The organism is Janthinobacterium sp. GW823-FHT06H09, from assembly GCF_058794735.1.
Map to the genome: position 1 here is coordinate 26932 of NZ_JBXAHC010000003.1, position 23082 is coordinate 50013.

Genomic DNA, 23082 nt, shown 5'->3' on the forward strand with positions numbered 1-23082 from the left:
GCATCAGATGAAGTGCGGGCACAGTTGCTGGAACAGCCGCTCGCAGGCCTGTTCCAGCGACAGCACGCCCGTGTCCAGCATAAGCGCCGGCGCCAGCGGTGCCTCGTAGGGCGCGGAGACGCCCGTAAATGCAGGGATCAGTCCGGCTCGCGCTTTTTTGTACAGTCCCTTGGGGTCGCGTTCCTCGCATAGCGCGCTCGGCGTGCTGATATAGGCTTCGATAAAATTGTCACTGCCGATGATCTGGCGTGCCATCTCGCGGTCGCTGCGCAGCGGCGAGATGAAGGCGCAGATGACCATCATGCCGGCATCGTTCATCAGCCTGGCCACGACGGCGCTGCGGCGGATGTTTTCCTGGCGATCGCGGGGAGAGAAACCCAGGTCTCCATTCAGGTGGTGCCGCATATTGTCGCCGTCGAGCACGCAGCTCAGGTGACCCTCGGCCAGCAGCCGCCTTTCCAGCGCGTACGCCAGCGTCGACTTGCCTGCGCCGCTCAGGCCGGTCAGCCACAGCGTCGCGCCTTGCTGACCGGCCAGCAGGCCCCGTTGCTCCTTGCCGATATGGCTTGCATGCGGGAAGATGTGCGTCGCTACCACTTCGCCCGCAGCGGCGATCTGTTCCAGTTTACCCACGTGTGCCACTCCCCCGTTGCCGGCTTAAAACTGTTCCCACTCGATTTCGCTGGGCTTGGCGACGGCCGGACGGGCCGGCTTTGCCGTGGCGGGCGCGCGCCGCACCGCCGCCGGCGGCGGTGGCTGACGGCTGACCAGGCGCAGTCCCGCATCGCGGCCGCCAGCGATGTTGCCCACGCGGAAGACGCTGACGACATCGTTCAGGCTGTTGACCTGTTCCTGCATCGCTTGCGCTGCGGCGGCGGCTTCTTCGACCAGTGCCGCATTTTGCTGCGTCACATTGTCCATTTGCGTCACGGCCATATTGATTTGCTCGATGCCAGCGGATTGTTCCTGGCTGGCGGACATCATTTCAGACATGATGCCGGTGACGCGCTTGACGCTGGCGACCACCTCGTGCATGGTCGATCCTGCCTGTTCGACCAGCCGGTTGCCGGCCTGGACCTTGTCGACCGAGTCGCCGATCAGGTCCTTGATTTCCTTGGCTGCGGCGGCCGAGCGCTGCGCCAGATTGCGCACCTCGGTGGCCACCACGGCAAAGCCGCGCCCCTGTTCCCCGGCACGGGCCGCCTCGACCGCCGCGTTCAGCGCCAGGATATTCGTCTGGAAGGCGATGCCGTCGATGACGGCGATGATGTCGACGATCTTGCGCGCCGAGACATCGATGGCCGCCATGGTGTCGACCACCTGCGCCACCACGGCGCCGCCCTTGGTGGCGACATTGGAGGCCGATTCGACCAGCCCGTTGGCCTGGCGTGCATGGTCGGTGTTGATGCGCACGGTGCTGGTTAGTTCTTCCATGGATGAAGCGGTTTGCTCCAGCGTACTGGCCTGCTGTTCCGTGCGCGAAGACAAGTCCAGGTTGCCCATGGCGATCTGGCCTGCCGCCGTGGCGATGGTCTCGGTGCTGGCGTGAACTTGCTGGACGATCTGCGCCAGGCTGTCGCGCATCGATTGCATGGCGTGCAGCAGGCTGCGCGTGTCGCCGGGTCGGGTATGAATGGGCACGGCCAGGTTGCCGCTGGCAATCTGCCCGGCGATCGCCGCCGCTTCGTCGGGCTCGCAACCGAGTTGGCGCGTCACGCTGCGCGTGATCAGCACGGCGGCCAGCAGGCTGGTGATGAGGGCCAGCGAGCCGATGCTCAGCATCACCAGGCGCGCCTGGCTGTAGGCCGCCTCGGCCATGCTGGAGGCCTCGTTATTCTGCTTTTCCTCGACGGCGATCAAGGTGCGCAGCAATTCCCACCAGCGCTTTTGCACGGGGCGGAATTCATAGCGCAGCAGTTTGTAGGCATCGTCCTGCTTGTGCTCCAGCGCCAGCGCGGCGGCCCGCTGAATGAAGGGCGCCGCCAGGTCGCTTTGTGTGCGGATCTGTTCGAGCAGGCTTTTTTCTTCGCTCGAGGTGCCTTCCAGCTTGGCGAACATTTCCCCCAGCTTTTGCTGGGCAGCGGCGTATTTTTTTTCCTGCTCGGCGATGCGCGCGACCTCGATCTGGATCTCCTTCTCCTCCTTCAGCAAAATCAGATTGCGCAGCGCCAGCGCCCGCTCGGTCACTGTCAAGTCCATAGTCTGGGCCAGCCTGGTTTCGACGTTGTTGACCTTGGTCGCTTCATCCATGCGGTCCTGGATTTGTCGCATGCTGGTCAGCCCCAGCGCGATGACCAGCAACAGGAACAGGGCGACCAGGCCAAAGCCCATGCCGAGCCGCTTGGCGATGGTTAAGTGCATAAATTTCATATTGCCTCCTTAAGGCCGTGCTTGCGGTTCCGAATAAGCATATGCAGCTTTATTACGAAGCACTCAGCGATCATATTGATTGCGGGCCGGCGAAATATCACACTTCGTCACTTTCAGCATTTGAGCAACAGTAGAAATTTACTTGTGGCAACTGTTTAAATTGAGTTAGATGGCGAACACCTGCGAACGCTGGCATGGCGGCGGAGCATGATTTGTATCAAGAATGAAAAATTTTCATGCTCCTTTGCGCTCATGATTTCACATTTCACGTCGTTATAGCAGTGTCTGCTTAGCGCTTGAGATGCGACCCATCCCTTGCTCTGAGAAAACATGGCAGTACTCGACGGCTACCAGTTATCAAAAAATGAAAGTTATGCATACTTTACCTAACCATCCATCTTCGTTTAGCAAGGCATAAGACCCATGACCTCCGTCTCCTCGATCCCGAGCTGGAATCCAAGTCCCTCACGCGCGCTCAATGCCGCTGCCACCAAGGCGGATGCCGCGCCGTCTCCGGCGCCGAGCCCGTCCTCCATTGTTGACATCGGGGCGACGCAAGCCGTCGCGCAGCTGCTGCCTTCGCCGACGATATGGGAAAGCGCGACCCGCAACAAGGTGAGCGACGCGATGACAAAGAGCTTCTCTTCGCATGCGTTTGGCGGCCGCTTCAGCGGCCTGGGCGCGGCCATGCTGGGGCAGGCCAAGCTGGGCAACTACAATTTCTCGCAGGCGATGCGGCAGCCGCCGCCGAGCACCACGCCGAATGTCTATGCGGCGTCCGGCATCGCGCCGGGCAGCCTGCATGGCAATGGCGAAGACAAGGTTACCCTCAGCATCACGACCAAAAGCGGCGTGGAAGTCAAGCTGTCGCTCGACAGCCAGGGCGACGGCCTGGCCGTGAGCATGACAACCAGTGGCGACCTCAGCGACGCTGAAGCCAGCGCCCTGGGCGACCTGGCGAAGGGTTTTCAGGACGCCATCGATGGCATGGGACGGGATACGCCGAAAATCAAGCTGGAAGGCTTGATGCAGTTCGACCAGCAGTTGCTGGCGTCGGTGAAACTGCATGCGGAAGTCAAGGTGCGCGGCGAGGTAGAGGGCGTGCAAACCCTGGATTTCCAGGCCGATGGCGCGCAGCGCCAGGTCAGCTTCAGCGGCGTGGCCGGCTCCCTGGACCTGAAGGTCGACGCCAGCCAACTCAATACCCTGGGCAGCAAGGAGCGGCAAGCCAAGGCGCTGGGCAGTTACATGAAGCAGTTCGACCAGGCGGCGTCGCGCGGCCATGGCGACGCGGGCCTGGTGGCCATGCTCAAGGATAGCTTCACAGCCCTGCACAGCAATACCGCCGCGCCGCAAGCGGCCACGGACACGCCCGCGACGGGCAAGTGGCGCTTGGCGGCCGAGGACAAGTCCATCCTGACGGGGCTGGCCGATTTCAGCGCCTCCGTATCGCAAGCCGTGAAATTCAGCAATCCCATGCGCAGTTCGGAAAAGGATGGCTTCAATTATGAAGTGTCGCAAAAGACGCTGCAGGCCGGCGCCAGCCAGGATGCACGTTCGGTCAGGCAGCAGCAGCAATCGAAGCTGAGCGCCAGCTTCCATGAGACCCTCGTCCCCGGCGTGCCGCTGCGCCTGACGACCAGCACGGAATCGCAGAACTATACGTATCACCAGATCGAGGATACGGCCAGCAGCGACGCGCAGGTGGCCTACAAGGATGGCAAGATGGTGAAGGCGAGCTTGCGGCAGGAGGGCAATCAGTCCGAGCATGTCATGAAATATTTCTTGGGCAAGCTGGAATCGGACAAGACCATACCAGGCAATTATTCTGTGCTGCGCGATTTGCTGCCCGTGCTGGGGCCGTACCGGACGGACGAGCTGGGCATGACGCCCGAGAAGAAGGCGGAGCAGCGCCAGCAGGCGATGCTGACCCTGAGCGACGAGGTGCTGCTGCAATCGTATGCGGGCCAGACCATCGGCCTGTGGCGCGCCGACGTGCTGCCGGAAGAGGGCGGGGCCGCCGCTTAACAACAGACGGCGAGACCGCGTTGAATGCAAAAAGCCCGCCTTCCTGCGAAGACGGGCTTTTTGTTTGCTTGTTGCTTGGCTTGATGCGGTGTAAAACAGCCTATGCCTTGGCCTTGTTTTGCTTGATCCAGTAGCCGACGCCCAGCGCGGCCAGCCACACGGGAATCAGGTAGACGGAGATGCGCAGGCCCGGCGTCAGGTACATGATCACCAGGATGCCGGCCAAAAACAGCAGGCACAGGTAGTTGGTGAACGGGTAGCCCAGGCTCTGGAACAGGGTCGTCTTGCCTTCGATTTTTTTCTGCGCGCGGAAACGCAAATGGATCCAGCTGATCATGGCCCAGTTGATGATCAGCGCCGACACGACAAGGCCCATCAGCACTTCGAACGCTTCGCCCGGCATGAAGTAATTGACCACCACGCAGGCGCCCGTCGCCAGCGCGGACACGCCCAGCGCCACCAGCGGCACGCCGCGGCGGTTCAGGTGCAGCAGCGCGCGCGGCGCATTGCCTTGCTTGGCCAGGCCGAACAGCATGCGCGTGTTGCAGTACACGCCGCTGTTGTAGACGGAGAGTGCCGCCGTCAGCACCACCACGTTCAGGGCCGTGGCCACCAGGTTGCTGTCGAGCGCATGGAAGATCAGGACAAAAGGGCTGCCGCCGGTGACGACGTTTTGCCACGGGTACAGCGACAGCAGGATGCCGAGCGCGCCGATGTAAAAGATCAGGATACGGTAGATGGCCTGGTTGGTGGCGCGCGGAATCGTCGTGCTCGGATCATCCGCCTCGGCCGCCGTGATGCCTACCAGCTCCAGGCCGCCGAACGAGAACATGATGACGGCCATGGCCATCACCAGCCCCTGCCAGCCGTTCGGGAAAAAGCCGCCGTGCTGCCACAGGTTGGCCACGGACGCCTGCGGCCCCGCGTCGCCGGAAGCGAGCAGATACGCGCCGAAGACGATCATGCCGATGATGGCGACCACCTTGATGATGGCGAACCAGAATTCCATCTCGCCAAACGCTTTGACATTGAGCAAACTGATGGCGTTGATGGCGCAAAAGAAGATCAGTGCCGAGACCCAGGTCGGCACGCCGGGCCACCAGTACTGCACGTAGATGCCGACGGCCGTCAGCTCGGCCATGCTGACGAGCACATACAGCACCCAGTAATTCCAGCCCGACAGGAAGCCGGGCAGGTGGCCGCAGTATTTGTCGGCGAAATAGCTGAAGGAGCCGGCGACGGGTTCGTCGACCACCATCTCGCCCAGCTGGCGCATGATCAAAAAGGCGATGACGCCGGCAATGCCATAGCCGAGCAGCACGGAAGGGCCGGCCATCTTGATGGTTTGCGCGATGCCCAGAAACAGGCCGGTGCCGATGGCGCCGCCCAGGGCGATGAGCTGGATGTGGCGGCTTTTCAGGCCGCGCTTGAGCTCTTGTGGTTCGGTATTCCCGACTGCCGTCATATGTTTTATCCTGTTTTTACGGGGCTGAGGTCGCTGATTCTAAAGCATGCACGGGCAAATCAGGAGCGAAATGCATGTTGCACTGCGGAGGCGCAAGAAAAGCCCCGCATCTTCGCCGAACGGCGCGCAAAACGGCAGCCCGGGCGACGCTTTACGCGGCCGCCGCGACGATGGCCGGTTCGTACACGGCCAGGAACTCGGGCGGCAGGCGGCGCGCGCGGCCGCTGCTCAATTCGATGCAGATCAAGTCCCAGCGTCCGCGCACGACGGTGGCGCCGTCGCTGTCGCGGATCAGCTGGAAGCGCCGTTCCATGCTGGAGCGCCCATCGCTGGCGCACAGCCAGGTGGCCAGGGTCAGCGCTTCGCCGGCCCGGGTCGGCAGCAGGTAGTCGTATTCGCCGCGGCGTATCGCCATGGCACGGTCCAGGCGCCGGTAATCGTCGAGGTCCAGCCCCAGGGTGGCCGAGTGGTGCCAGGCGATATGCTCGCACCAGCGCACGTAGACGGCATTGTTGGTGTGCTGCAAGCCGTCGATGTCGTCCGGTTCGGGCGTGACGGGCAGGGTGTGGGCGTGCGGATAATCCCAGTTCAAGTGCGCTCCTTTCGATGCGGTGGCGGCTGATTGTACGTGCTTGCGGTGTTTACTTGTTTCCTGTCTGCGGCGCACGTCTGGAAAAACACTGTTTTTCACATTGATGTATGATGCATCATAATTTCAAAAGATCAAAAATACGCATGAAGCACCAATTGGACAGTCTGCAGCACGTCAACCTGGGCAAGTCCGTGTACGCGATGCTGCGCGAGGCGCTGGCGGCAGGACGTTACCAGCCGAATGAGCGGCTGCGCATCCGCGAGCTGGCGCTGCAGCTCGGTACCAGCGTCACGCCCGTGCGCGACGCCATGCTGCAGCTGGTGCAGGAAGAGGCGCTGGTGCTGCGCTCGCCGCGCGATTTCCGCGTGCCCGTGCTCAGCGTGGCGCGCTACCTGGAAATCCGCGCGCTGCGGCTGGAACTCGAAGGGCTGGGCGCGTTCGAGGCGGCGCAGCGCATCGACGACGCCACCTTGGCCGACCTCGAACGCCTGCTGCAGGCGAACGAAGAGGCGATTGCGCGGCACGACCTGCCGGCGGCCCTGCAATGCAACCAGGCGTTTCACCTGGGCCTGGCGCAGGCGGCCGGCATGCCGACATTAAAGCGCTTCGTCGACCACCTGTGGATGCAGACGGCGCCCCTGATCGCCGCCGGCTACGCCAGCTTTTCGCCCGACATGCGCGTCGGCCACCACCACGCCATCATTGCTGCGCTGCGCCAGCGCGACGGGGCGGCTGCGCGGCGCGCCATCGAACAGGACATTCTCGACGGCGGCACGCAGATGCTGGCGTATGTGATGCGCCAGGAGCGCATCCATGCCGGTGCAACACAACTAGACAAGGAAGCACATGACGCAGAACACGCACAAGACTGAACAGAAGATTGAACAGAAAACGGCCATCGTCACGGGCGCCAGCCGCGGTATCGGCCACGCCGTGGCCGAGCGCTTCCGCAGCCTGGGCTGGCGCGTGATCACCGTGTCGCGCAGCCCGATTCCGGGCGGCTGCCCGCGCAGCCAGGAGCACAACACGCATGTGTGCATGGATCTGTCGGACCTGAGCCAGATCGGGCAGATGGTCGACACCCTGCGCCCCATGCTGGGCGACGCCAAATTGCACGCGCTGGTGAACAACGCAGGCGTGTCGCCGAAGGGGCCGGGAGGTTCGCGCGTCAATTCGCTGACGACCGACATGCAGACGTGGCAGGAGATGTACAACACGAATTTCTTTGCGCCGCTGGCCCTGACGCGCGGCTTTGCGCAGGAACTGTCGAACGCGCACGGCGCCGTCGTGAACCTGTGCTCGATCGCCGGCTACCGCGTGCACCCGTTCGCCGGCTCCGCCTATGCCAGCTCGAAGGCGGCGCTGGCCTCGCTGACGCGCGAAATGGCCAACGACATGGCGCCGCTGAACGTGCGCGTGAATGCCATCGCGCCGGGCGAGATCGACACGGCGATTTTATCGCCGGGCACCTCGCACATCGTCGACACGCAAATCCCCCTGCGCCGCCTGGGCACGACGGCCGAAGTGGCGGATTTGGTGGAGTTCCTGTGCAGCGAGCGCGCCTCGTACATCACGGGCGCGGAAATTCCCATCGACGGCGGCCAGCGCATTTAACTGACAGGGAAGATCGCATCACACGACATATCGGCATCGTCGGCTGCTCGGCCGAAGGCGCGGCCCTGTGCTACCGCACGATTTGCGAAGAGGGCGCGCATGCGCTGGGAGCGTTGAACATCCGGAAGTGACGCTGCATACGCCGCCGCTGGCGCGCTATGTGGCTTGCCTGAACGGGGGCGACCTGGCCGGCGTGGCCGAACTGATGCTGGCGTCGGCGCTCGATTCCACGCACTTGCTGGCGCGCGCCGCCCTGCGCCGGGCGCTGGACGCCCGACTATTTATTCAGCTGCGTGTCCAATTGCGCCTGCAGGGCGGCCACCACCAGCGCGTGATCGTCGGCCTGCGCCAGGCCGGACACGGTGACCGTGCCGACCAGTCCCACGCCGCGTATCAGCAGGGGAAACGCGCCGCCGTGGCCCGCGTATTCGATGTCATCGAGGTACTTCACGTCTTCGAAGGTGCTGCCCCGGCTTTTATACGAGATGCCCATGTAGTAGGAGCTGCGGCAAAAGCGCTGCACCGTGTTGTTTTTGCGGCGTATCCAGTCCGCCTGGTCCGCCGTGGCGCCCGTCATGGCGTGGTGGAACAGGACTTGGCCGTTGCGCGTGATGTTGACGGTGACGGCCTTGCCCCGCTTGCGCACTTCCTCGACGATCCACAGGCCCACGGCCAGCGCCGCATCGTTGTCGAAGCGTTCGAATTGCAGGGTTTCTTCCTGCTGCGCCAGGGTGTGCAGCAAATCGGCGTAATGATCCATCGTGGAGGCGGGTGGTGGTGGCTGGAAGCGCTACTGTAGCGCACCATGGGGGCTTTTTGTGTAATGCGGCTAAAATAGGCGGCATGAACCTGTCCCTGTTTGCCGATGAAGACGACGTCCCGACCGGACCGGTGCCGCTGGTGCCCGGCTCGTCCGCGTCGGTCCTGCTGCGCCGTTTTGCGTTGCCGTATCTGCCCGAGCTGCTGCCGGCGCTGGACGCCATCGTGCTGGCCGCGCCCCTGCGCCACATGGCCACGCCGGGCGGTTTGCGCATGTCCGTGGCCATGAGCAATTGCGGCCCCCTGGGCTGGGTCACGGATGGGCGCGGCTACCGCTATGCGCGGCTCGATCCCGCCAGCGGTGTACCCTGGCCGCCCATGCCGCCCGTCTTCCTGCGCCTGGCGCAGCAGGCGGCGCTGGCGGCCGGCTATCCGGGCTTCACGCCCGACGCCTGCCTGGTCAACCGCTATGCGCCCGGTGCGCGCATGGCCCTGCACCAGGACCGCGACGAATGCGATTTCAACGCGCCCATCGTTTCCGTCTCGCTCGGTTTGCCCGCCACCTTTTTGTTCGGCGGCGCCGAGCGCAGCGACAAGGCGGCCCGCATCGCGCTGCTGCACGGCGACGTGGTCGTGTGGGGCGGCGCCGACCGCCTGCGCTTCCACGGCGTGGCGCCGCTGAAGGAGGGCGAACACGCGCTGCTGGGCGCGCAGCGCATCAATTTGACGTTTCGCAAGGCTGCCTGAGCTGGCGCCACGGCGTGGCCGGCTTGACGATGTAGTGCGCATGCACATGGCGCCACGGAATGGCCAGGTAGACCAGCACCACGAACGCGCATTCAAATGCGGTTGCCGCGGTGGCGGGATCGATCTGGCCGCTCAGCCATTGCGGCAGCGGCACGAGCAGCAGCCAGATGGTCTTCCACAGCGCCTCCCACAGCAGCAGGGGCAGCATCTGCAGCGGATAGCGCAAGCCCAGCAAACATAGCAGCGAAAACGCGGCCAGCATGCAGTTGACGGTGCCCCGCGCCAGTTCCCACGGCGCGTGCGGCGTGACGATGCCGGGCCACAGCACGCTGCCCAGTCCCAGGACAACCAGCAGATACATGGCGCGCAGCGCATACAGACGGGCGGTCGATACGGTATTCATGGTGCGGTCTCCTGGTCGTGGGCGGCTATGAAAGGGTTTACTCGACTTCTTTGAGTATCGTTTCCAGGCTGCCCAGGCGCGCCTGGATCTGCGCCACGGAAGCGTTCAGCGCGGCCAGCGAAACGGCCGTTTCCGCCTGCGCGGCGGCCATGGACCTGGCCAGCTCCTGGTAGGCGCCGTCCTGCGCCAGCCGGGCGCGCGCCTGCACGATGCCGGACGTATATTTGAGGGCGAAGATGATGACGGCAGCCGTGCAGGGGAAGAAGAAGGCGGCGAAAAAGACATTTTCAGACATGATGACCTCTACAGTTCAGGATTAATCGGCGTTGGGGGTGAGCGAGGACGCCGCGGCGGCGATGCTGGCCGGCGTCAGCAGCAATTCAAATGGGCTGGCTTCGAAGTAATTGAGGGCCTTGCCGTCATGCGACAGTTCCAGCTGGCTGGTGACGAGTCCCGCGTGTTCCAGCTTTTGCAGGTGCAAATGCAGCAGGGGCCGGCTGATGCCCAGGTCGCGCGCCAGCTGGCTGATGTAGTTGCGCCCGCCGCTGGCCAGGGCCGCAATGATGCGCAGCCGGTGCGGATTGTCGAGCGCCGCCAACATGGCCAGCAAGCGGTCGCCGGTGGGATGGGCTGTATTTGTATCTGTCATGTGTCAACATTATCTGACATGTGTTAGTGAGTCAAGATAAAACATTCGCCGCTTTAATGCAAGATACTTGCAAATGCGCCGCATTTTCTCCATGATATGCAACTTGTTTGCATATGGAGTCTTGACCATGAAGCGCGATTCCCTTTCTTCGCCCCTGCCCGACGTGGCGGCCGGCCCCCATCTGGGCCACCCCTTGCCATTGGAATGGGTCGGCATGCAGGGCATCGCCTTGCCGCTGTGGCTGGAAGAGGGCGGGCAGGCGCAGCAAGTGCATGCCTGGGCCGACGTGCAAGTCGATCTGCCCGATCCGCACGTGAAAGGCATCCACATGTCGCGCCTGTATCTGCTGCTCGATGCCTTTGCCGCCGCGCAGCCGCTCGATGCGGGCGCCCTGGCCGCCGTGTTGCGGCGCATGGTGGACAGTCATGCCGACTGCGGCAGCACGCAGGCGCGCATCGCGCTGGCGTTTCCCCTGCTGCGGCGCCAGCCGGCGCTGCTGACGGCGGGGCTGGCGGGATGGAAATCGTATCCCGTGCGCCTGCAGGCCAGTGTTTCTCCGCAGGGTTTTGCCCTGTCGTTGACGGTGGAGATCGGCTACTCGTCGACCTGTCCGTGCTCGGCGGCGCTGGCGCGGCAATTGCTGGCCGAGGCCTTTGCGGCGCAGTTCGGCAAAGGCGGCATCGACGGCGCAGCCGCCAGCGACTGGCTGCAGGAACACGCGAGCCTGGCCACGCCGCACAGCCAGCGCAGCACGGCGACGGTGACCGTGCCATTGACGCAGCAGGCGGAGCTGGACCTGTTCCCCCTGATCGATCGGGTGGAAGCGGCGCTGGCGACGCCCCTGCAGACGGCCGTGAAACGGGCCGACGAACAGGCGTTTGCGCGCCTCAATGGTGCTAATCTGATGTACGTGGAAGACGCGGCCCGCCGCGTGCAGGCGGGACTGGCGCCGCATTATGCGCAGCCGCGTGTTACCGTACGGCATATGGAAAGCCTGCATCCGCACGATGCCGTGGCGCAGGCGGGCCAGCTTGCCTGAGCTTTTCACTCAACCACCGTGGAGGAAGACCGCATGCCGGAGAACATCACGCAGGAGCCGGGCGAAGACAGCCTGGAAGAGGAACTGGAGCGCGAGCGGCGCGAGCATGCGCTGATCGACGAGGAGAAGCTGGGCATGGACGAGCTGGAAGAGGAACACTTGAAGCGGGAACGCCAGCCGGGCGCGCCGGCGGGGCGCTAATGCGCATGCACTGCATCAGCGCTGGCATCGCGCCGCGCCGCCCGGTACAATTTCGCTTTGTCATTCTCCCTCAGCCCCGGAGTCCCATGAAATATCGCGCATTGTTCCAGTTTATCCTCGGCCTGACAGGCGCCGTCCTGGCCGGTTCGCAAGCCCATTCCGCCACCATCTGCACCGCCATGGCCGATGCCAGGACAGGCGCCGTCCTGCTGCAGGAGGGCAATTGCATCGACCGCGTTACCCCCGCGTCCACGTTCAAGATCGCGCTCAGCCTGATGGGCTATGACGCCGGCTTCCTCAAGGACGAGCACAAGCCCAGCCTGCCATTTCGCCAGGGCTATGTGGACTGGGGCGGCGAAGCGTGGCGCCAGGATACGGACCCGTCGCGCTGGATGCAGTATTCCGTCGTCTGGTATTCGCAGCAGATCACGCAGGCGCTGGGCGCCGAGCGCTTCCAGAAATACGCCAAGGCTTTGCGCTACGGCAATGCGGATGTGTCGGGCGACCCGGGCAAGGACAACAGCCTGGAGCGCTCGTGGATCAGCTCTTCGCTGAAAATCTCGCCGCTGGAACAGCTGGGCTTCTTGCGCAAACTGGTCAACGATCAATTGCCCGTCACCAAGCAGGCCATGGAGCAGACGCGACGCCTGACGCGCCTGGCGGACGTGGGCGGCTGGCAAGTGCATGGCAAGACGGGCGCCGCCTTCCCGCGCAAGCCTGACGGCAGCTTCGACGAAGCGCATGGCTACGGCTGGTTCGTGGGATGGGCCAGCAAGGGCGGGCGCAGCATCGTGTTCGCGCGCCTGGTGCAAGATGAGCAGAAGGGCCAGCAGTCCGCAGGCTTGCGCACGCGCGAGGCGATGCTGAAGGAATTGCCGGCCCTGCTGGAGCAGGCGCAGAAGTGACGGCCAGCATCGTCGCCGCCACCTTCATCGCCACCGAGGGCGAGTACCTGGAAGCCGTCATCGAGGTGGGCGGCCAGCGCCTGCACGTGATGGACGAGTTCGGTGGCGGGCAACTGGCCGCCGGCACGCAAGTCCAGCTCGAACTGTGGCCCATGGCCAGCGAAATCGACGACTGGGATGCCATTTTCCGCGCCAATCCTGGCCGGGAAAAGCGCCTGGTGCGCCTCGATGGCTGGCGCTACCTGGCGCTCGGCATCGTGACCCAGGTCGATCCCGTCGTCTGCGATTGCGGCCTGCTACAGCTGGAAAACCCGTTTACGACGCATGACGGGCGCTGCGTGGGCGCGTATGTGGGCGTCACCTTGGCGCGCCTCGATGCTTGCCTGGCGTAAATTCCGGCCCGCTTTGTTGCCCGCCCTATATACTTGCTGAAACGGATTCCCCGGCATCAGACAAGGTTATAAGCATGGCATCAGGCATGGAGCAGTTTCAGGAAAAAGCACGGCAGGCGTTCATACGGGCGCGCGCGCAGGCAGTGCGCGTGGCGGGAGTGGCGTGGATCAAGGCAGTGGCGCTGTACCGGCGCGGCCACGCGCACCTGATGACCTTGCCGCCCGTGCGGCGTGCGCTGGTGCTGGCCTTATGGTCGTTTCTGGCCCTGCTGGCGCTGGTGATCCTGTACATGCTGTTGCTGATCCCCCTGACACCGAGCATCCACGACTTGCGCCAGGCGCGCGCGGCCGCGCCGACCACCATGGTCAGCGCCGATGGCAAGGAACTTGCCCGCTTCGACCAGGGCTTGCAGGAGCGGGTCACGTTAAAGCAGATTTCGCCGAACGTGATCAGTGCGCTGATCTCGACGGAAGACCACCGTTTCTACGAACACCACGGCATCGACTTCACGCGCACGGCCGGCGCCATTCTGCATACGGCAGGGGGCAACCCGCAAGGCGGTTCCACCATCACGCAGCAGCTGGCGCGCAATATGTTTCCCGAGGAAATCGGCCGCTCGCGCAACCTGAACCGCAAGCTCAAGGAATTGATCACGGCCCTGAAAATCGAGGCCACCTACAGCAAGACGGAAATCCTGGAAGCCTACCTGAACACGGTTCCCTTCCTGTACAACACCTACGGCATCGAAATGGCGGCCCGCACCTATTTCGACAAACCCGCCGCGCGTCTCGATATCCTGGAAAGCGCCACCCTTGTCGGCATGCTCAAGGGCACGAATTACTACAATCCCGTCGGCAATCCCGAACGCTCCCTGCAGCGGCGCAACGTGGTGCTGGGCCAGATGCGCAAGCACGACGTCATCGACGAGGCGCGCTACAAGCAGCTGATCAAGCGACCGCTGCGCCTGCATTTCGAGCGCCAGAGCGAGCGGGCGCAGTCGGACAGCCATTTCACGGCCTATGTGCGCAAGTGGCTGATCGACTGGGCCGACGAGAACGACTACAACCTGGAACTCGATGCGCTGGTGGTGCACACCACGCTCGACCACGATTTGCAGCAGGCGGCCGAGCGCGCCGTCGAGCGCCAGGCGAATGCCTTGCAGGCGATCGCCGACGTGGAATGGAGCCGCGCGGGCGTGCCGTCGCCCACGTCGACGGGCATGTACGCGGGCATGCAGGGCGGCAGCGTGCCCTTCGATTATTTCTGGAAATCGCATCCGGCGCTGCTGGACGCCTTCGTGCGCGAGTCCGCCGACTACCGCAAGCTGACGGCGGCCGGCGGCACGCCCGAAGCGGCGCTGGCGCAGCTGAAGGGCGACCGCGCCTTCATGGCGGCCCTGCGCAAGTCGAAGACGCGGCTGGAAGCGGGCTTTGCGGCCATGGACCCGGCCACGGGCGCCGTGCGCGCCTGGGTGGGCAGCCGCGACTTTGCACGCGAACAGTTCGACCACGTGTCGCAGGCGGCGCGCCAGCCCGGTTCCACCTTCAAACCCATCGTGTACGGCGCGGCGCTGGAAAAGGGACTGAGCCCTGAGCACGTCTACCGCGATGCCGTGATGGACATCAAGGCGGCCGACGGCACCAAATGGCGCCCGACGGACATGAGCGGCACGACGGGGCGCGACATGACCATGCGCGACGGCCTTGTTTATTCAAAGAACACGATCACGGCGCAGGTGATGCAGGACGTCGGCTTGCCGCCGATCATCAAGCTGGCGCGCGCGCTCGGCATCCGCGACAGCAAGCTGGAAAAAGTGCCGTCCTTGGCGCTGGGCACCAGTCCCGTCACCTTGCTGGAAATGGTCAACGCCTACGCCAGCATCGCGGCCCAGGGCGAGGCCCGTCTGCCGTTCGTCGTCACGCACATCACGGACCGCGAAGGCAAGGTCATCGCCCGCTTCGGCGAAGACAAGCCCGAGCGCGCCATGCAGGCCGAATCGGCCGCCACCCTGACGGACATGATGCGCGGCGTCATCGACCGGGGCACGGGCACGGCCATCCGCAGCCGCTTCGGCATCCGTTCCGACGTGGCCGGCAAGAGCGGCACGACGCAAAACAATGCGGACGGCTGGTTCATCCTGATGCACCCGGAACTGGTGGGCGGCGCCTGGGTGGGTTTCAACGACGCGCGCGTCACCATGCGCAGCAATTACTGGGGCCAGGGTGGCCACAACGCCGTGCTGGTGGTGGGCGACTTCTTCAAGACGGCGCTCGACACGGGCAAGATCGCGCGCGACGCCATCTTCCCTGGCGGCAAACCACCGCCGCCGCTGCGCCATGTGGAACCCGTCGAGGAACCGCAGGACGAGCCGGTGGAAGAGCCGGGCGATCTGTTGCAGGAAGGCGCGCCGCCCGCGCCGCTGGCCGTGCCGGCGGAAGAGGGCGGGCAGGAAGCGCATGGCAAGGCGGTGCCGGAACCGGCTCCCGCGCCTGTCCCGGCGCCGCAGCCAATGCCGCAAGGCTAGCGGCCACGATGTTATTTGATACAGGACAATAATGTCACCGAAGCCCACCTTGCGCCTGATCCTCGGTGACCAGCTCAATACGCAGCACCGCTGGTTTACCGACGTCGATGACGCCACCATCTATGTCTTGATGGAAGTGCGGCAAGAAACCGATTATGTGCTGCACCATGCGCAGAAAATCCTGGCCATCTTCGCTGCCATGCGCGACTTTGCGCGCCAGCTGCGCGAGGATGGGCACGCCGTGCATTACATCGCCATCGGCGACGCGGAAAGCACGCGCTCGATACCGGAGAATATCGAAGCGCTGATTCGCCACTATGACGCCGGCGCCGTCGAGTACCAGGCGCCCGACGAGTGGCGCCTCGACCAGCAGCTGTATGAGGCCGGGCGACGCTCGGCCATCCCGTGGTTGATGGTCGACAGCGAGCATTTCTATACGGCCCGCCACGAGGCGGCCGATATTTTCGCCGGGCGCAAGCAGTGGCTGATGGAGTTTTTCTACCGCCAGATGCGCGGCACGCATCAGGTGTTGATGGAAGACGCGAAAAAACCCGTCGGCGGCCAGTGGAATTTCGATCACGATAACCGCAAGCCCTGGCGCGGCACGCCCGCCGAGCCGCAAGACCCGCGCACCGTGCATGACCATTCCCGTCTATGGGAAAGCATCGTCGCCGCCGGCGTGAAAAGCTTCGGCGCGCCGCGTGCGGACCGGCTGGCCTGGGCGCTGAACCGGGATGAGGCGCTGCAGCAGCTCGATGCCTTCATCGAGCGGGCCTTGCCGCATTTTGGCGATTTCCAGGATGCCATGAGCAGCAAGGCATGGCGCCTGTTCCACTCCCTGCTGTCGTTCGCGCTGAACGTGAAAATGCTGAACCCACGCGAAGTCGTCGACAGGGCGCAGGCCGCCTATCACGCCGGCCATGCTCCCCTGGCCGCGGTCGAGGGCTTCATCCGCCAGATACTGGGCTGGCGCGAATATGTGCGCGGCGTCTACTGGGCGCAGATGCCCGGTTATGCGGAAAAGAATTTCTTTGGCCATGCGCGTCCGCTGCCCGCATGGTTCTGGGACGGCAAGACGAAGATGCATTGTTTGTCGCAGGCGATCACGCAGTCGCTGGAACAGGCGCACGCGCACCACATCCAGCGCCTGATGGTAATCGGCAACTTCGCGCTGCTGGCCGGCCTCGATCCCGCCAAGGTCCACGGCTGGTACCTGGGCATTTACATCGATGCCTTCGAATGGGTGGAACTGCCCAATACCGTCGGCATGAGCCAGTTCGCCGACGGCGGCCTGCTGGCCACCAAGCCGTATGTCTCCAGCGCCGCGTATATCGACCGCATGGGCGATTATTGCAAGGGATGCCATTACGACAAGAAGGCGCGCATCGGCGAGCGCGCCTGCCCCTTCAATGCCCTGTACTGGGATTTTTTCCACCGCAACGCGGCCACGCTGGAGCACAATCCCCGCATCGGCATGGCGTATCGCCAGCTGGAAAAAATGGACGAGGAAACAGTCGCCGCTTTCCGGCAGCAGGCGGCCACGATGCTGGCCAGGCTCGATTCCTTGTAACGCAGGGCAATGTGGTCTGTTTCCTACGGTGGATGTGCAACCGGACGATGGAGCCGGGACTCAGGATTTCCTCATGTTATGGGAAACGGTAGCGGGCAAGGCCCGAAAAACTGCCGAGCGGTGGCGGCAGGCTGCCTACCATTTTGGTTGACGTGACCAGCGCAGCACTGTGGCAAGCCTGATTCTCACCGTATAGTCTTCTCCCGTTTCATGCTCCAGCCACAGGACGCCGTCTTCGATGCTGACCCAGGCATCGACTATTCGCGTGTCGAACGGCATCGCCGTATCTTTGATATCAATCTTCACTCTTCCAGACTTCACATTGAGCGACCTCAACACTCGCGTCGTTCGTTGCGTAAACTCGATGACGTATGAAGTGCTTGTCTTTTTTGTCATTGGAAATGCTCACCCAAAATGCTTTGAAATTTTTTTAAATATTACTACATAAAAAATTTCCATCGCGCACGAAGGCGAATGTAACAAAGAAGACGGCATTATAAAAATTTTCCCGAAAGAAATATTTATTATTTTTAATAAATTAAAGTTCAACCATGGAGTGGCGTTATTTTTGCACATCGCAGAACAGTTTCAGGTTAATTGTTTCTCGATGGATATGTGTTTATATGTTTTGCAATATTTATTATCTTGTATTTCTTATATTGATATAAATCAATGTTTTCTGCGTATTAATTTGAGGAGGTATTCTTGCTGTTAGGATATGGCTCAACTCTGGCTTCGGCGAGTGATGCATGCTCATGGGAAATGAAAGTTATTTTTGGAAAATTTTTTGTGCGGGTGACGAAGAGATATTTGAGGTGCCGTATAGCAGATAGCGTATCCGCCTACGATATTTTCCGCGCCAATATATTCATCGTGAGAAATATATTGATGGTATGGTTCAGATTGTTAATGGCCGCGAATGGTATAAAACCCATTATTGCAATGCTGGCAGAATTAAATCAGGTTCTGATGGTTTAATTGGTGGCGTAGATTGTGCAATTGATGCGTTGAATATTTTTCATGAAGAAGGGATTTTCGGCGCAATGGAAACTGGAATGAACATCGTTCTTTTTATCGCCCATTTCCTGCCTTCTCTGGGAAAGGCATTATTGTTGCGTGAGGATGAAGGTATGGGCGATGGCGAAGTTGCGATAAAGATGGCATACCGAATGGGAACAGTGCGAAGCTGTATGCACAGAGTAAGGGCGGAGATACGCAAGAGACCGGAAGAGTATCAATAAAGGCGGCCTGCCGAATTGCGGTAGCCCGAAGCGGGAGCATGCGGTGCTTGTCCCTCTACTTGACATGAATTGACATGGTGACTAAAAATTACATCGGCGGCCCCGTGCAGGTGGAGCCGGATCATCCCAGGCGGATCGATGCATTGACAGCACAAAAAATTGATGTGGCGATTATTTTTCAGGAAATGCTTGGCACTGCCGTGGCAGCAAAATACCTGCATACAAATGGCGTGCCGCTATCTGTCGCACTGCGCGTATTGGTCTGCGAGCGCAGAAAAGATCCATCGCCGCCCAAAATGATCGGACTCGAAAAAGGGCCTGCCCATCATCCCCCGTCGAGGTTGAGCGAGACAGGCGCCGAATCGGATTGACAGCACGGGAATAAGCTGCTGTGCCGGGTCATCGCTGGAACAGATTCCTGCTTGCATGGCGTGCGCCGCCGCTTTCCACGGGCGACCAGCCGATGCTGAAACGCCGTATCAGGGCCAGATGGTGCACATTGAGCACCTTGGGCATCGGGTAGTCCAGGGTGGCCAGGATGCGCTGGCGTACGGCGCGGGGCAGCTCGTTGTCGGCCGCGCGCGCGAGCAAGGGCGAGCACAGCAGAGCGCCGGCGAGGCGCAGCAGCTGGCGCTGCATGGGCTGGATCAGTCGCCGCATTATCGCGCCGTCAAGTCCTGGCGCTGGAATTCGATGCGGTTTTCCTTGTAGTCCCACTTGGTGTAGGGCCCGAACACGCGCCGGTTTTCCTTGCTGTCGGCATTCGATTGCTCGCGCTTCATGCGCCGCACGAGGGCGGTATCGACCAGCGGTTCGGTCGTCGTGCCGAACACTTCGTGGCGCACGCTTTGCTTGGCGTCGGCGCCACGCGAAATGATGGTGAGCTTGCGCGTGGCGGGATCGAAGTACAGGCGCATGGCAAACGTGTTCATGTCCTGCAGGTACAGGCCATCGTCGCGCTGCTGGGCGTAGAAATAATCGCCGCAGACGGCCTTCGGCTCGCGTTTCCACTCGCAGGACAGGACGATCAGCAGGTGATGCTCATCGAGTTGCTTGACCGAGATGCGTCCCTTGGAATAGCCCCAGTTACTGGGCGGCACGGTCTTCGACGAGAGCAGATTGTATTCGCCCACCAGCTTGGTCAGGGGTAGGGGAGCTTGCGCGGAGGCGCCGGCGCAGAGAGTCAAGGCGGCAGCCGCTGTGGCGCCGCGTAGGCAGGAAAATGGAGTCATGATGGTCATAAAGAAAAGTTGCCATATTATAGATGGTAACTTGCCAAGATGGCCGCGCGCTTGCGCAGCGCGCCACTTGTTACTTCAGCTTGCTCAATTCCGCCACGTCGATCTTGACGACCTTGCCCTCGGTGGCGGCCACGAGTGCATGGAAGTGGGGCATCGCGTAGTGCGCCGTCAGGGCCGCGTTGTTCGTCCATTCTTCCAGCATGATGAAGCGCGTGGGAATCTTGTTGTCGAGGTGCAGTTCGTAGCGCAGGCAGCCGCTTTCCGCGCGGCTCGGCGGCACGACGGCTTCCAGGGCGGCGCGCACGGCGTCGATATGTTGGGCTTGGGCATCGATAGTGGCGACGACGGTCAGGGTCATGGTGGTCCTTGTAAAGTGGTGGGGCGGATGCAGCTTAGCGCATCTTGCCCTTTCTTGTCCGCCATGCCCAGTCTGGCTGCGCCGAAACAGTTTCCGCCGCAGCCAGAGAATCAAGCTGAACCTACGCCGCCTGCAGCGCGCCGATCTGCTCGAAGGCCGCCGTCATGGCCTGCGCCCTGGCCGCGTCGCTGACCTTGACGCCTTCGGCGCGCACGATCTCGATCTGCTGGATGCCGAGAAAGCCGAGGAAGGCGCGCAGATGGCTTTCCTGGTGTTCCAGGGCGGCCATCGGCGTGTCGGCGCCGTAGTAGCCGCCGCGCGTCGAGGCGATGATCACGCGCTTGGCTCCCAGCAAGCCTTCCGGGCCATTGGCGCCGTACTGGAAGGTCTTGCCGGGCACGGCCAGCGCGTCGAGCCACGATTTGAGCTGGCTGGGGATGGCGAAGTTGTACATGGGGGCGCCGATGACGATGACGTCGGCGGCCAGCACTTGCTCCAGCGCGGCGGCAAGGATTTCGCCTTCGGCGGCACCGGGTGCGGCCGTAAATTGCGGCAAGGGCTGGGCGGCCAGGTCGCGGTAGTGGACGGTGGCGCCGGGCGCGGCCGCTTGCAGGCGGGCCACGATGGCGGCGCTCAGTTGGCGGCTGACGGAATGCTCGCCAAGGACGCTGGAATCGATATGCAGGATGTTCATGGTTGCCTTCTTGGATGGTATGATCGGGTGGTATGTTTTTGTAACCGGGTTAAATATAGTGACTATCAAATGAACGCACAAGAAGGCACTTTTTCCACACTGGGGCACACGGATGTGACCATGGGCGAGGTGGCCGCGCGCGGGGCCGAGCTGGAAAAGCGCATGCGCGACCACGGCGGCCATGCGGGCGTGGCGGACTCGTGCCGCCCGATCACGGATATCCTGACCCGCGTGGGCGACAAATGGAGCGTGATGGTGGTGATGTTGCTGGGCAATGGCACCAAGCGTTTCAACGAGATGCGCCGCCTGATCGGCGGCATTTCGCAGCGCATGCTGACTTTGACCCTGCGCGGCCTGGAGCGCGACGGTCTCGTCACGCGCACCGTGTTTCCCACCGTGCCGCCGCGCGTCGACTATGCGCTGACGGACCTGGGGCGTTCGCTATTGATCCCCATCAGCGCGCTGGGCGCCTGGGCCTACGGCCACCGCGACGCCATCGATGCGGCGCGGCTGGCGTTCGATGCCAGGGCCGATGCGGGCGCGACGTCAGGCAGCTAGCTTAGTTCGATCACGGCCAGCATGTCATTGCCATCCGCATCCATGCCTTTTTCCACGAAACCCATGCTGGCATAGAACTGTTTCGCGTTGGTATTACCGGGCTTGTAGCAGATTTCGATGCTGCGCGCATCCGGGCGGGCGCGGATTTCCTACTGTTCCACCACCCGCATCAAACGGCGGTGGAACACCGAGGGCACGGCGGCTGTGGCTCGGGCCGCCATCACATTGACCTGGCAGCGACCGCCTCGGCCCCGGCCTGCGGCGCCTGCCAGCCGCCGCCCAGCGCCCGGTAGGCGGCGACTGCCGCGCGCGCCGACGCCGTTTGCGCCTGCGCGCGCGCGTCCCTTGCACGCAGCAGCCTCGTATCGGCCTGCAGTACATCAAGCCGGCTGGTGACGCCTTTCTCGTAGGCTGCCAGCGAAGCGGCGCGGGCGCGCTCAAGCGCCTCTACGCCATGCGCCTGTAGAGTGGCCTGTTCTTCATGGCGCAGCAGAGCCGAACAGGCGTTTTCCACGTCTTCGGCAGCATGCAGCGCGGCGAGCCGGTAGGCCGCCAGCAGCTCGGCTTCCTGGCCACGCGAAGCCTCGATCTGCGCATCGATGCGGCTGAAATCGAACAGGCGCCAGCGCAGGCCCAGCATGCCGGCGGCCTGGCCTGAGCCGCTGCCGAACAGGGCGCCGCCGGCCGTGGCGCTGCCAAACAAGGCGCCAAAATTGAATTTCGGGTAGTACTCGGCAACGGCCGCGCCGGTGCGCGCGCTGGCGGCGGCCAGGCGCCGCTCGGCGGCGATCAGGTCGGGCCGGCGCCGCAGCAGTTCGCCTGGCGAGCCGCCGGCCGTGATACGCGGCGCGCGCGCCATCACGCCGGCGGCGGCCATTTCATCGCCGTAGGTGCCGGGTGCCGCGCCCAGCATCACGTCGAGCGCATGCAGCGCCACCTCGCGCGCCGTGTCCAGGCCGGGCACGGCGGCGCGCGCCTGCGCCAGCGATGCTTCGGCCTGCCGCAGGGCCGGCTCGTTCGCCAATCCCTTGTCGTATAGCAGCGTGGCGAGTTCCAGCAGCGCCGCGTCGGTGTCGACCTGCCGGCGTGCGAGGTCGAGCCGCGCCTGCAGGCCCTGGATGGACAGGTAAAGGTCCGCCGTTTGCGCCGCCACGGCCAGGCGCGTTGCGGCCCATCCAGCCTCGCTGGCCTCGTAATCGGCACGCGCCGCTTCACGTTCGCGGCGCAGGCCGCCGAACAGGTCGAGTTCCCACGACGCCTGCAGGTTCAATTCCCGCGCGCTGCCGGCGCGGTCATAGCCTGGCGTGGCGTTCAAGACCTTGCCCAGCGGCGTTTGCACCGACTGGTAGGCGCGCGCCGCCTGACCGCCAATGCTGGCCGACGGCAGCAGCGCGGCGTCTGCCGCCCCGGTGGCGGCGCGCGCCTGCCTGACCCTGGCCTGCGCCTGCTCCAGGTCGAGGTTTTGCGCCAGCGCCACCGTTACCAGACGGGTCAGGCGCGGATCGCCGAACGCTGTCCACCACTGCCGCAGTTCGGCGGCGTCCGCGTCCTGGCGCGCGCCGAGCGCCGCCTGGTGCAGATACTGCGCCGCTAGCGGCGCTTCGGGCCGGCGGTAGTCCAGGCCAGCAGTGCAGCCGGTGGCGGCCAGGCCGGCGGCGATCAGCAGAAAGGGGAGGCGCAGGCGTGGCAGTGGCATGGTGGTCTTCCAGTTCAAAAAAGAAATAATGTGTG

The 23082-nt window shown here is 63.3% G+C and carries 27 protein-coding genes and 1 pseudogene; 14 read left to right on the top strand and 14 right to left on the bottom strand.

Annotated elements, in window-relative coordinates; translation table 11 throughout:
• Positions 1-3 precede the first annotated feature (3 nt).
• Together cysC and AC1Q6X_RS04860 are read right to left on the bottom strand one after the other, a co-directional pair.
• A complete protein-coding gene (gene cysC, locus AC1Q6X_RS04855) occupies positions 4-633 on the bottom strand; it encodes an adenylyl-sulfate kinase (RefSeq protein WP_070218576.1) in 630 nt (209 codons plus the stop codon).
• A gap of 24 nt (positions 634-657) precedes the next feature.
• Positions 658-2370 carry a methyl-accepting chemotaxis protein gene (locus AC1Q6X_RS04860; RefSeq protein ID WP_492495442.1) on the bottom strand — a complete coding sequence of 571 codons (1713 nt, stop codon included), beginning with the start codon at positions 2368-2370 and terminating at the stop codon, positions 658-660.
• Positions 2371-2793: 423 nt separating this feature from the next.
• Between AC1Q6X_RS04860 and AC1Q6X_RS04865 the strand changes: the two genes are divergently transcribed.
• A complete protein-coding gene (locus AC1Q6X_RS04865) occupies positions 2794-4398 on the top strand; it encodes a hypothetical protein (protein WP_492495444.1) in 1605 nt (534 codons plus the stop codon).
• 100 nt (positions 4399-4498) lie between these two features.
• Here the strand turns inward: AC1Q6X_RS04865 and AC1Q6X_RS04870 are convergent, their stop codons facing one another.
• Positions 4499-5863: an amino acid permease gene (locus AC1Q6X_RS04870; protein ID WP_492495445.1), complete on the bottom strand. Its 1365-nt coding sequence runs from the start codon at positions 5861-5863 to the stop codon at positions 4499-4501.
• Between the two features lie 151 nt (positions 5864-6014).
• Positions 6015-6455, bottom strand: a complete 441-nt coding sequence (locus AC1Q6X_RS04875; protein ID WP_492495447.1) for an acyl-CoA thioesterase — start codon at positions 6453-6455, stop codon at positions 6015-6017.
• 143 nt (positions 6456-6598) lie between these two features.
• On the opposite strand from AC1Q6X_RS04875, the gene AC1Q6X_RS04880 reads away from it, so the two are divergent.
• The 3 genes and pseudogenes from AC1Q6X_RS04880 to AC1Q6X_RS04890 form a co-directional block, all read left to right on the top strand.
• Entirely contained in the window at positions 6599-7327 is a 729-nt protein-coding gene (locus AC1Q6X_RS04880) for a GntR family transcriptional regulator (RefSeq protein ID WP_070218514.1), read from the top strand.
• Positions 7302-8069: an SDR family NAD(P)-dependent oxidoreductase gene (locus AC1Q6X_RS04885; protein ID WP_083293625.1), complete on the top strand. Its 768-nt coding sequence runs from the start codon at positions 7302-7304 to the stop codon at positions 8067-8069. The genes AC1Q6X_RS04880 and AC1Q6X_RS04885 overlap by 26 nt, the downstream gene beginning before the upstream one ends.
• Positions 8070-8086: 17 nt before the next feature.
• A pseudogene (locus tag AC1Q6X_RS04890) lies at positions 8087-8289 on the top strand (aspartate racemase); the annotation flags it as partial.
• 57 nt (positions 8290-8346) lie between these two features.
• Here AC1Q6X_RS04890 and AC1Q6X_RS04895 read toward each other — a convergent pair.
• Positions 8347-8829: a heme-degrading domain-containing protein gene (locus AC1Q6X_RS04895; RefSeq protein WP_492495449.1), complete on the bottom strand. Its 483-nt coding sequence runs from the start codon at positions 8827-8829 to the stop codon at positions 8347-8349.
• Between the two features lie 83 nt (positions 8830-8912).
• On the opposite strand from AC1Q6X_RS04895, the gene alkB reads away from it, so the two are divergent.
• Complete coding sequence (gene alkB / locus AC1Q6X_RS04900; RefSeq protein WP_492416343.1) at positions 8913-9575, top strand: DNA oxidative demethylase AlkB; 663 nt, start codon at positions 8913-8915, stop codon at positions 9573-9575.
• Here the strand turns inward: alkB and AC1Q6X_RS04905 are convergent.
• The 3 genes from AC1Q6X_RS04905 to AC1Q6X_RS04915 are packed head-to-tail and all read right to left on the bottom strand — an operon-like array spanning position 9547 to position 10627.
• Entirely contained in the window at positions 9547-9978 is a 432-nt protein-coding gene (locus AC1Q6X_RS04905) for a hypothetical protein (protein WP_230502793.1), read from the bottom strand. The genes alkB and AC1Q6X_RS04905 overlap by 29 nt on opposite strands.
• Before the next feature lie 37 nt (positions 9979-10015).
• Positions 10016-10273 (bottom strand): hypothetical protein, encoded by a 258-nt coding sequence (locus AC1Q6X_RS04910; RefSeq protein ID WP_121669662.1) that lies wholly within the window; start codon positions 10271-10273, stop codon positions 10016-10018.
• A 21-nt stretch (positions 10274-10294) separates the two neighbouring features.
• The gene (locus tag AC1Q6X_RS04915) at positions 10295-10627 is read right to left on the bottom strand and encodes an ArsR/SmtB family transcription factor (protein WP_492495453.1); all 333 of its coding nucleotides are present in this window, start codon (positions 10625-10627) and stop codon (positions 10295-10297) included.
• A gap of 127 nt (positions 10628-10754) precedes the next feature.
• Between AC1Q6X_RS04915 and folE2 the strand changes: the two genes are divergently transcribed.
• From folE2 to AC1Q6X_RS04945, 6 genes are all read left to right on the top strand, one after another.
• Positions 10755-11666, top strand: a complete 912-nt coding sequence (folE2, locus tag AC1Q6X_RS04920; RefSeq protein WP_492495455.1) for a GTP cyclohydrolase FolE2 — start codon at positions 10755-10757, stop codon at positions 11664-11666.
• A gap of 33 nt (positions 11667-11699) precedes the next feature.
• Positions 11700-11867, top strand: coding sequence for a hypothetical protein (locus tag AC1Q6X_RS04925; protein ID WP_175445233.1), 168 nt, complete (start codon positions 11700-11702; stop codon positions 11865-11867).
• Between the two features lie 86 nt (positions 11868-11953).
• Complete coding sequence (gene blaOXA / locus AC1Q6X_RS04930) at positions 11954-12772, top strand: class D beta-lactamase (RefSeq protein ID WP_070312470.1); 819 nt, start codon at positions 11954-11956, stop codon at positions 12770-12772.
• Positions 12769-13164, top strand: a complete 396-nt coding sequence (locus tag AC1Q6X_RS04935) for a hypothetical protein (RefSeq protein ID WP_083287869.1) — start codon at positions 12769-12771, stop codon at positions 13162-13164. The genes blaOXA and AC1Q6X_RS04935 overlap by 4 nt, the downstream gene beginning before the upstream one ends.
• A gap of 74 nt (positions 13165-13238) precedes the next feature.
• On the top strand, positions 13239-15689 hold the full coding sequence (locus tag AC1Q6X_RS04940) for a penicillin-binding protein 1A (protein ID WP_492495458.1): 2451 nt from the start codon (positions 13239-13241) through the stop codon (positions 15687-15689).
• 31 nt (positions 15690-15720) lie between these two features.
• Entirely contained in the window at positions 15721-17259 is a 1539-nt protein-coding gene (locus AC1Q6X_RS04945) for a cryptochrome/photolyase family protein (RefSeq protein ID WP_492495460.1), read from the top strand.
• 135 nt (positions 17260-17394) lie between these two features.
• Here AC1Q6X_RS04945 and AC1Q6X_RS04950 read toward each other — a convergent pair whose 3' ends face one another.
• Positions 17395-17655, bottom strand: coding sequence for a hypothetical protein (locus AC1Q6X_RS04950; protein WP_070312467.1), 261 nt, complete (start codon positions 17653-17655; stop codon positions 17395-17397).
• Between the two features lie 497 nt (positions 17656-18152).
• On the opposite strand from AC1Q6X_RS04950, the gene AC1Q6X_RS04955 reads away from it, so the two are divergent.
• Positions 18153-18500: a hypothetical protein gene (locus AC1Q6X_RS04955; RefSeq protein ID WP_492495462.1), complete on the top strand. Its 348-nt coding sequence runs from the start codon at positions 18153-18155 to the stop codon at positions 18498-18500.
• A gap of 74 nt (positions 18501-18574) precedes the next feature.
• Entirely contained in the window at positions 18575-18871 is a 297-nt protein-coding gene (locus AC1Q6X_RS04960; RefSeq protein ID WP_070218501.1) for a hypothetical protein, read from the top strand.
• A gap of 28 nt (positions 18872-18899) precedes the next feature.
• Here the strand turns inward: AC1Q6X_RS04960 and AC1Q6X_RS04965 are convergent, their stop codons facing one another.
• From AC1Q6X_RS04965 to AC1Q6X_RS04980, 4 genes are all read right to left on the bottom strand, one after another.
• Entirely contained in the window at positions 18900-19160 is a 261-nt protein-coding gene (locus AC1Q6X_RS04965) for a hypothetical protein (protein ID WP_492495464.1), read from the bottom strand.
• A complete protein-coding gene (locus AC1Q6X_RS04970; RefSeq protein WP_492495466.1) occupies positions 19160-19732 on the bottom strand; it encodes a hypothetical protein in 573 nt (190 codons plus the stop codon). The genes AC1Q6X_RS04965 and AC1Q6X_RS04970 overlap by 1 nt, the downstream gene beginning before the upstream one ends.
• Positions 19733-19811: 79 nt before the next feature.
• On the bottom strand, positions 19812-20099 hold the full coding sequence (locus AC1Q6X_RS04975) for a putative quinol monooxygenase (RefSeq protein ID WP_492495468.1): 288 nt from the start codon (positions 20097-20099) through the stop codon (positions 19812-19814).
• 121 nt (positions 20100-20220) lie between these two features.
• Complete coding sequence (locus AC1Q6X_RS04980) at positions 20221-20793, bottom strand: FMN-dependent NADH-azoreductase (protein ID WP_492495470.1); 573 nt, start codon at positions 20791-20793, stop codon at positions 20221-20223.
• Positions 20794-20955: 162 nt separating this feature from the next.
• On the opposite strand from AC1Q6X_RS04980, the gene AC1Q6X_RS04985 reads away from it, so the two are divergent.
• A complete protein-coding gene (locus AC1Q6X_RS04985) occupies positions 20956-21351 on the top strand; it encodes a winged helix-turn-helix transcriptional regulator (protein ID WP_070218572.1) in 396 nt (131 codons plus the stop codon).
• A 220-nt stretch (positions 21352-21571) separates the two neighbouring features.
• On the opposite strand, the gene AC1Q6X_RS04990 is transcribed toward AC1Q6X_RS04985, so the two are convergent.
• Positions 21572-23047 (bottom strand): efflux transporter outer membrane subunit, encoded by a 1476-nt coding sequence (locus tag AC1Q6X_RS04990; RefSeq protein ID WP_492495472.1) that lies wholly within the window; start codon positions 23045-23047, stop codon positions 21572-21574.
• Positions 23048-23082 lie beyond the last annotated feature (35 nt).

Bases quoted from the DNA above. Each gene is read 5' to 3' on its own strand.
- AC1Q6X_RS04860 (WP_492495442.1), bottom strand. From the start codon at position 2,370: ATGAAATTTATGCACTTAACCATCGCCAAGCGGCTCGGCATGGGCTTT.
- AC1Q6X_RS04865 (WP_492495444.1), top strand. From the start codon at position 2,794: ATGACCTCCGTCTCCTCGATCCCGAGCTGGAATCCAAGTCCCTCACGC.
- AC1Q6X_RS04870 (WP_492495445.1), bottom strand. From the start codon at position 5,863: ATGACGGCAGTCGGGAATACCGAACCACAAGAGCTCAAGCGCGGCCTG.
- AC1Q6X_RS04880 (WP_070218514.1), top strand. From the start codon at position 6,599: ATGAAGCACCAATTGGACAGTCTGCAGCACGTCAACCTGGGCAAGTCC.
- AC1Q6X_RS04885 (WP_083293625.1), top strand. From the start codon at position 7,302: ATGACGCAGAACACGCACAAGACTGAACAGAAGATTGAACAGAAAACG.
- AC1Q6X_RS04895 (WP_492495449.1), bottom strand. From the start codon at position 8,829: ATGGATCATTACGCCGATTTGCTGCACACCCTGGCGCAGCAGGAAGAA.
- alkB (WP_492416343.1), top strand. From the start codon at position 8,913: ATGAACCTGTCCCTGTTTGCCGATGAAGACGACGTCCCGACCGGACCG.
- AC1Q6X_RS04905 (WP_230502793.1), bottom strand. From the start codon at position 9,978: ATGAATACCGTATCGACCGCCCGTCTGTATGCGCTGCGCGCCATGTAT.
- AC1Q6X_RS04910 (WP_121669662.1), bottom strand. From the start codon at position 10,273: ATGTCTGAAAATGTCTTTTTCGCCGCCTTCTTCTTCCCCTGCACGGCT.
- AC1Q6X_RS04915 (WP_492495453.1), bottom strand. From the start codon at position 10,627: ATGACAGATACAAATACAGCCCATCCCACCGGCGACCGCTTGCTGGCC.
- folE2 (WP_492495455.1), top strand. From the start codon at position 10,755: ATGAAGCGCGATTCCCTTTCTTCGCCCCTGCCCGACGTGGCGGCCGGC.
- AC1Q6X_RS04925 (WP_175445233.1), top strand. From the start codon at position 11,700: ATGCCGGAGAACATCACGCAGGAGCCGGGCGAAGACAGCCTGGAAGAG.
- blaOXA (WP_070312470.1), top strand. From the start codon at position 11,954: ATGAAATATCGCGCATTGTTCCAGTTTATCCTCGGCCTGACAGGCGCC.
- AC1Q6X_RS04940 (WP_492495458.1), top strand. From the start codon at position 13,239: ATGGCATCAGGCATGGAGCAGTTTCAGGAAAAAGCACGGCAGGCGTTC.
- AC1Q6X_RS04945 (WP_492495460.1), top strand. From the start codon at position 15,721: ATGTCACCGAAGCCCACCTTGCGCCTGATCCTCGGTGACCAGCTCAAT.
- AC1Q6X_RS04950 (WP_070312467.1), bottom strand. From the start codon at position 17,655: ATGACAAAAAAGACAAGCACTTCATACGTCATCGAGTTTACGCAACGA.
- AC1Q6X_RS04955 (WP_492495462.1), top strand. From the start codon at position 18,153: ATGGTTCAGATTGTTAATGGCCGCGAATGGTATAAAACCCATTATTGC.
- AC1Q6X_RS04960 (WP_070218501.1), top strand. From the start codon at position 18,575: ATGGTGACTAAAAATTACATCGGCGGCCCCGTGCAGGTGGAGCCGGAT.
- AC1Q6X_RS04965 (WP_492495464.1), bottom strand. From the start codon at position 19,160: ATGCGGCGACTGATCCAGCCCATGCAGCGCCAGCTGCTGCGCCTCGCC.
- AC1Q6X_RS04970 (WP_492495466.1), bottom strand. From the start codon at position 19,732: ATGACTCCATTTTCCTGCCTACGCGGCGCCACAGCGGCTGCCGCCTTG.
- AC1Q6X_RS04975 (WP_492495468.1), bottom strand. From the start codon at position 20,099: ATGACCCTGACCGTCGTCGCCACTATCGATGCCCAAGCCCAACATATC.
- AC1Q6X_RS04980 (WP_492495470.1), bottom strand. From the start codon at position 20,793: ATGAACATCCTGCATATCGATTCCAGCGTCCTTGGCGAGCATTCCGTC.
- AC1Q6X_RS04985 (WP_070218572.1), top strand. From the start codon at position 20,956: ATGCGCGACCACGGCGGCCATGCGGGCGTGGCGGACTCGTGCCGCCCG.
- AC1Q6X_RS04990 (WP_492495472.1), bottom strand. From the start codon at position 23,047: ATGCCACTGCCACGCCTGCGCCTCCCCTTTCTGCTGATCGCCGCCGGC.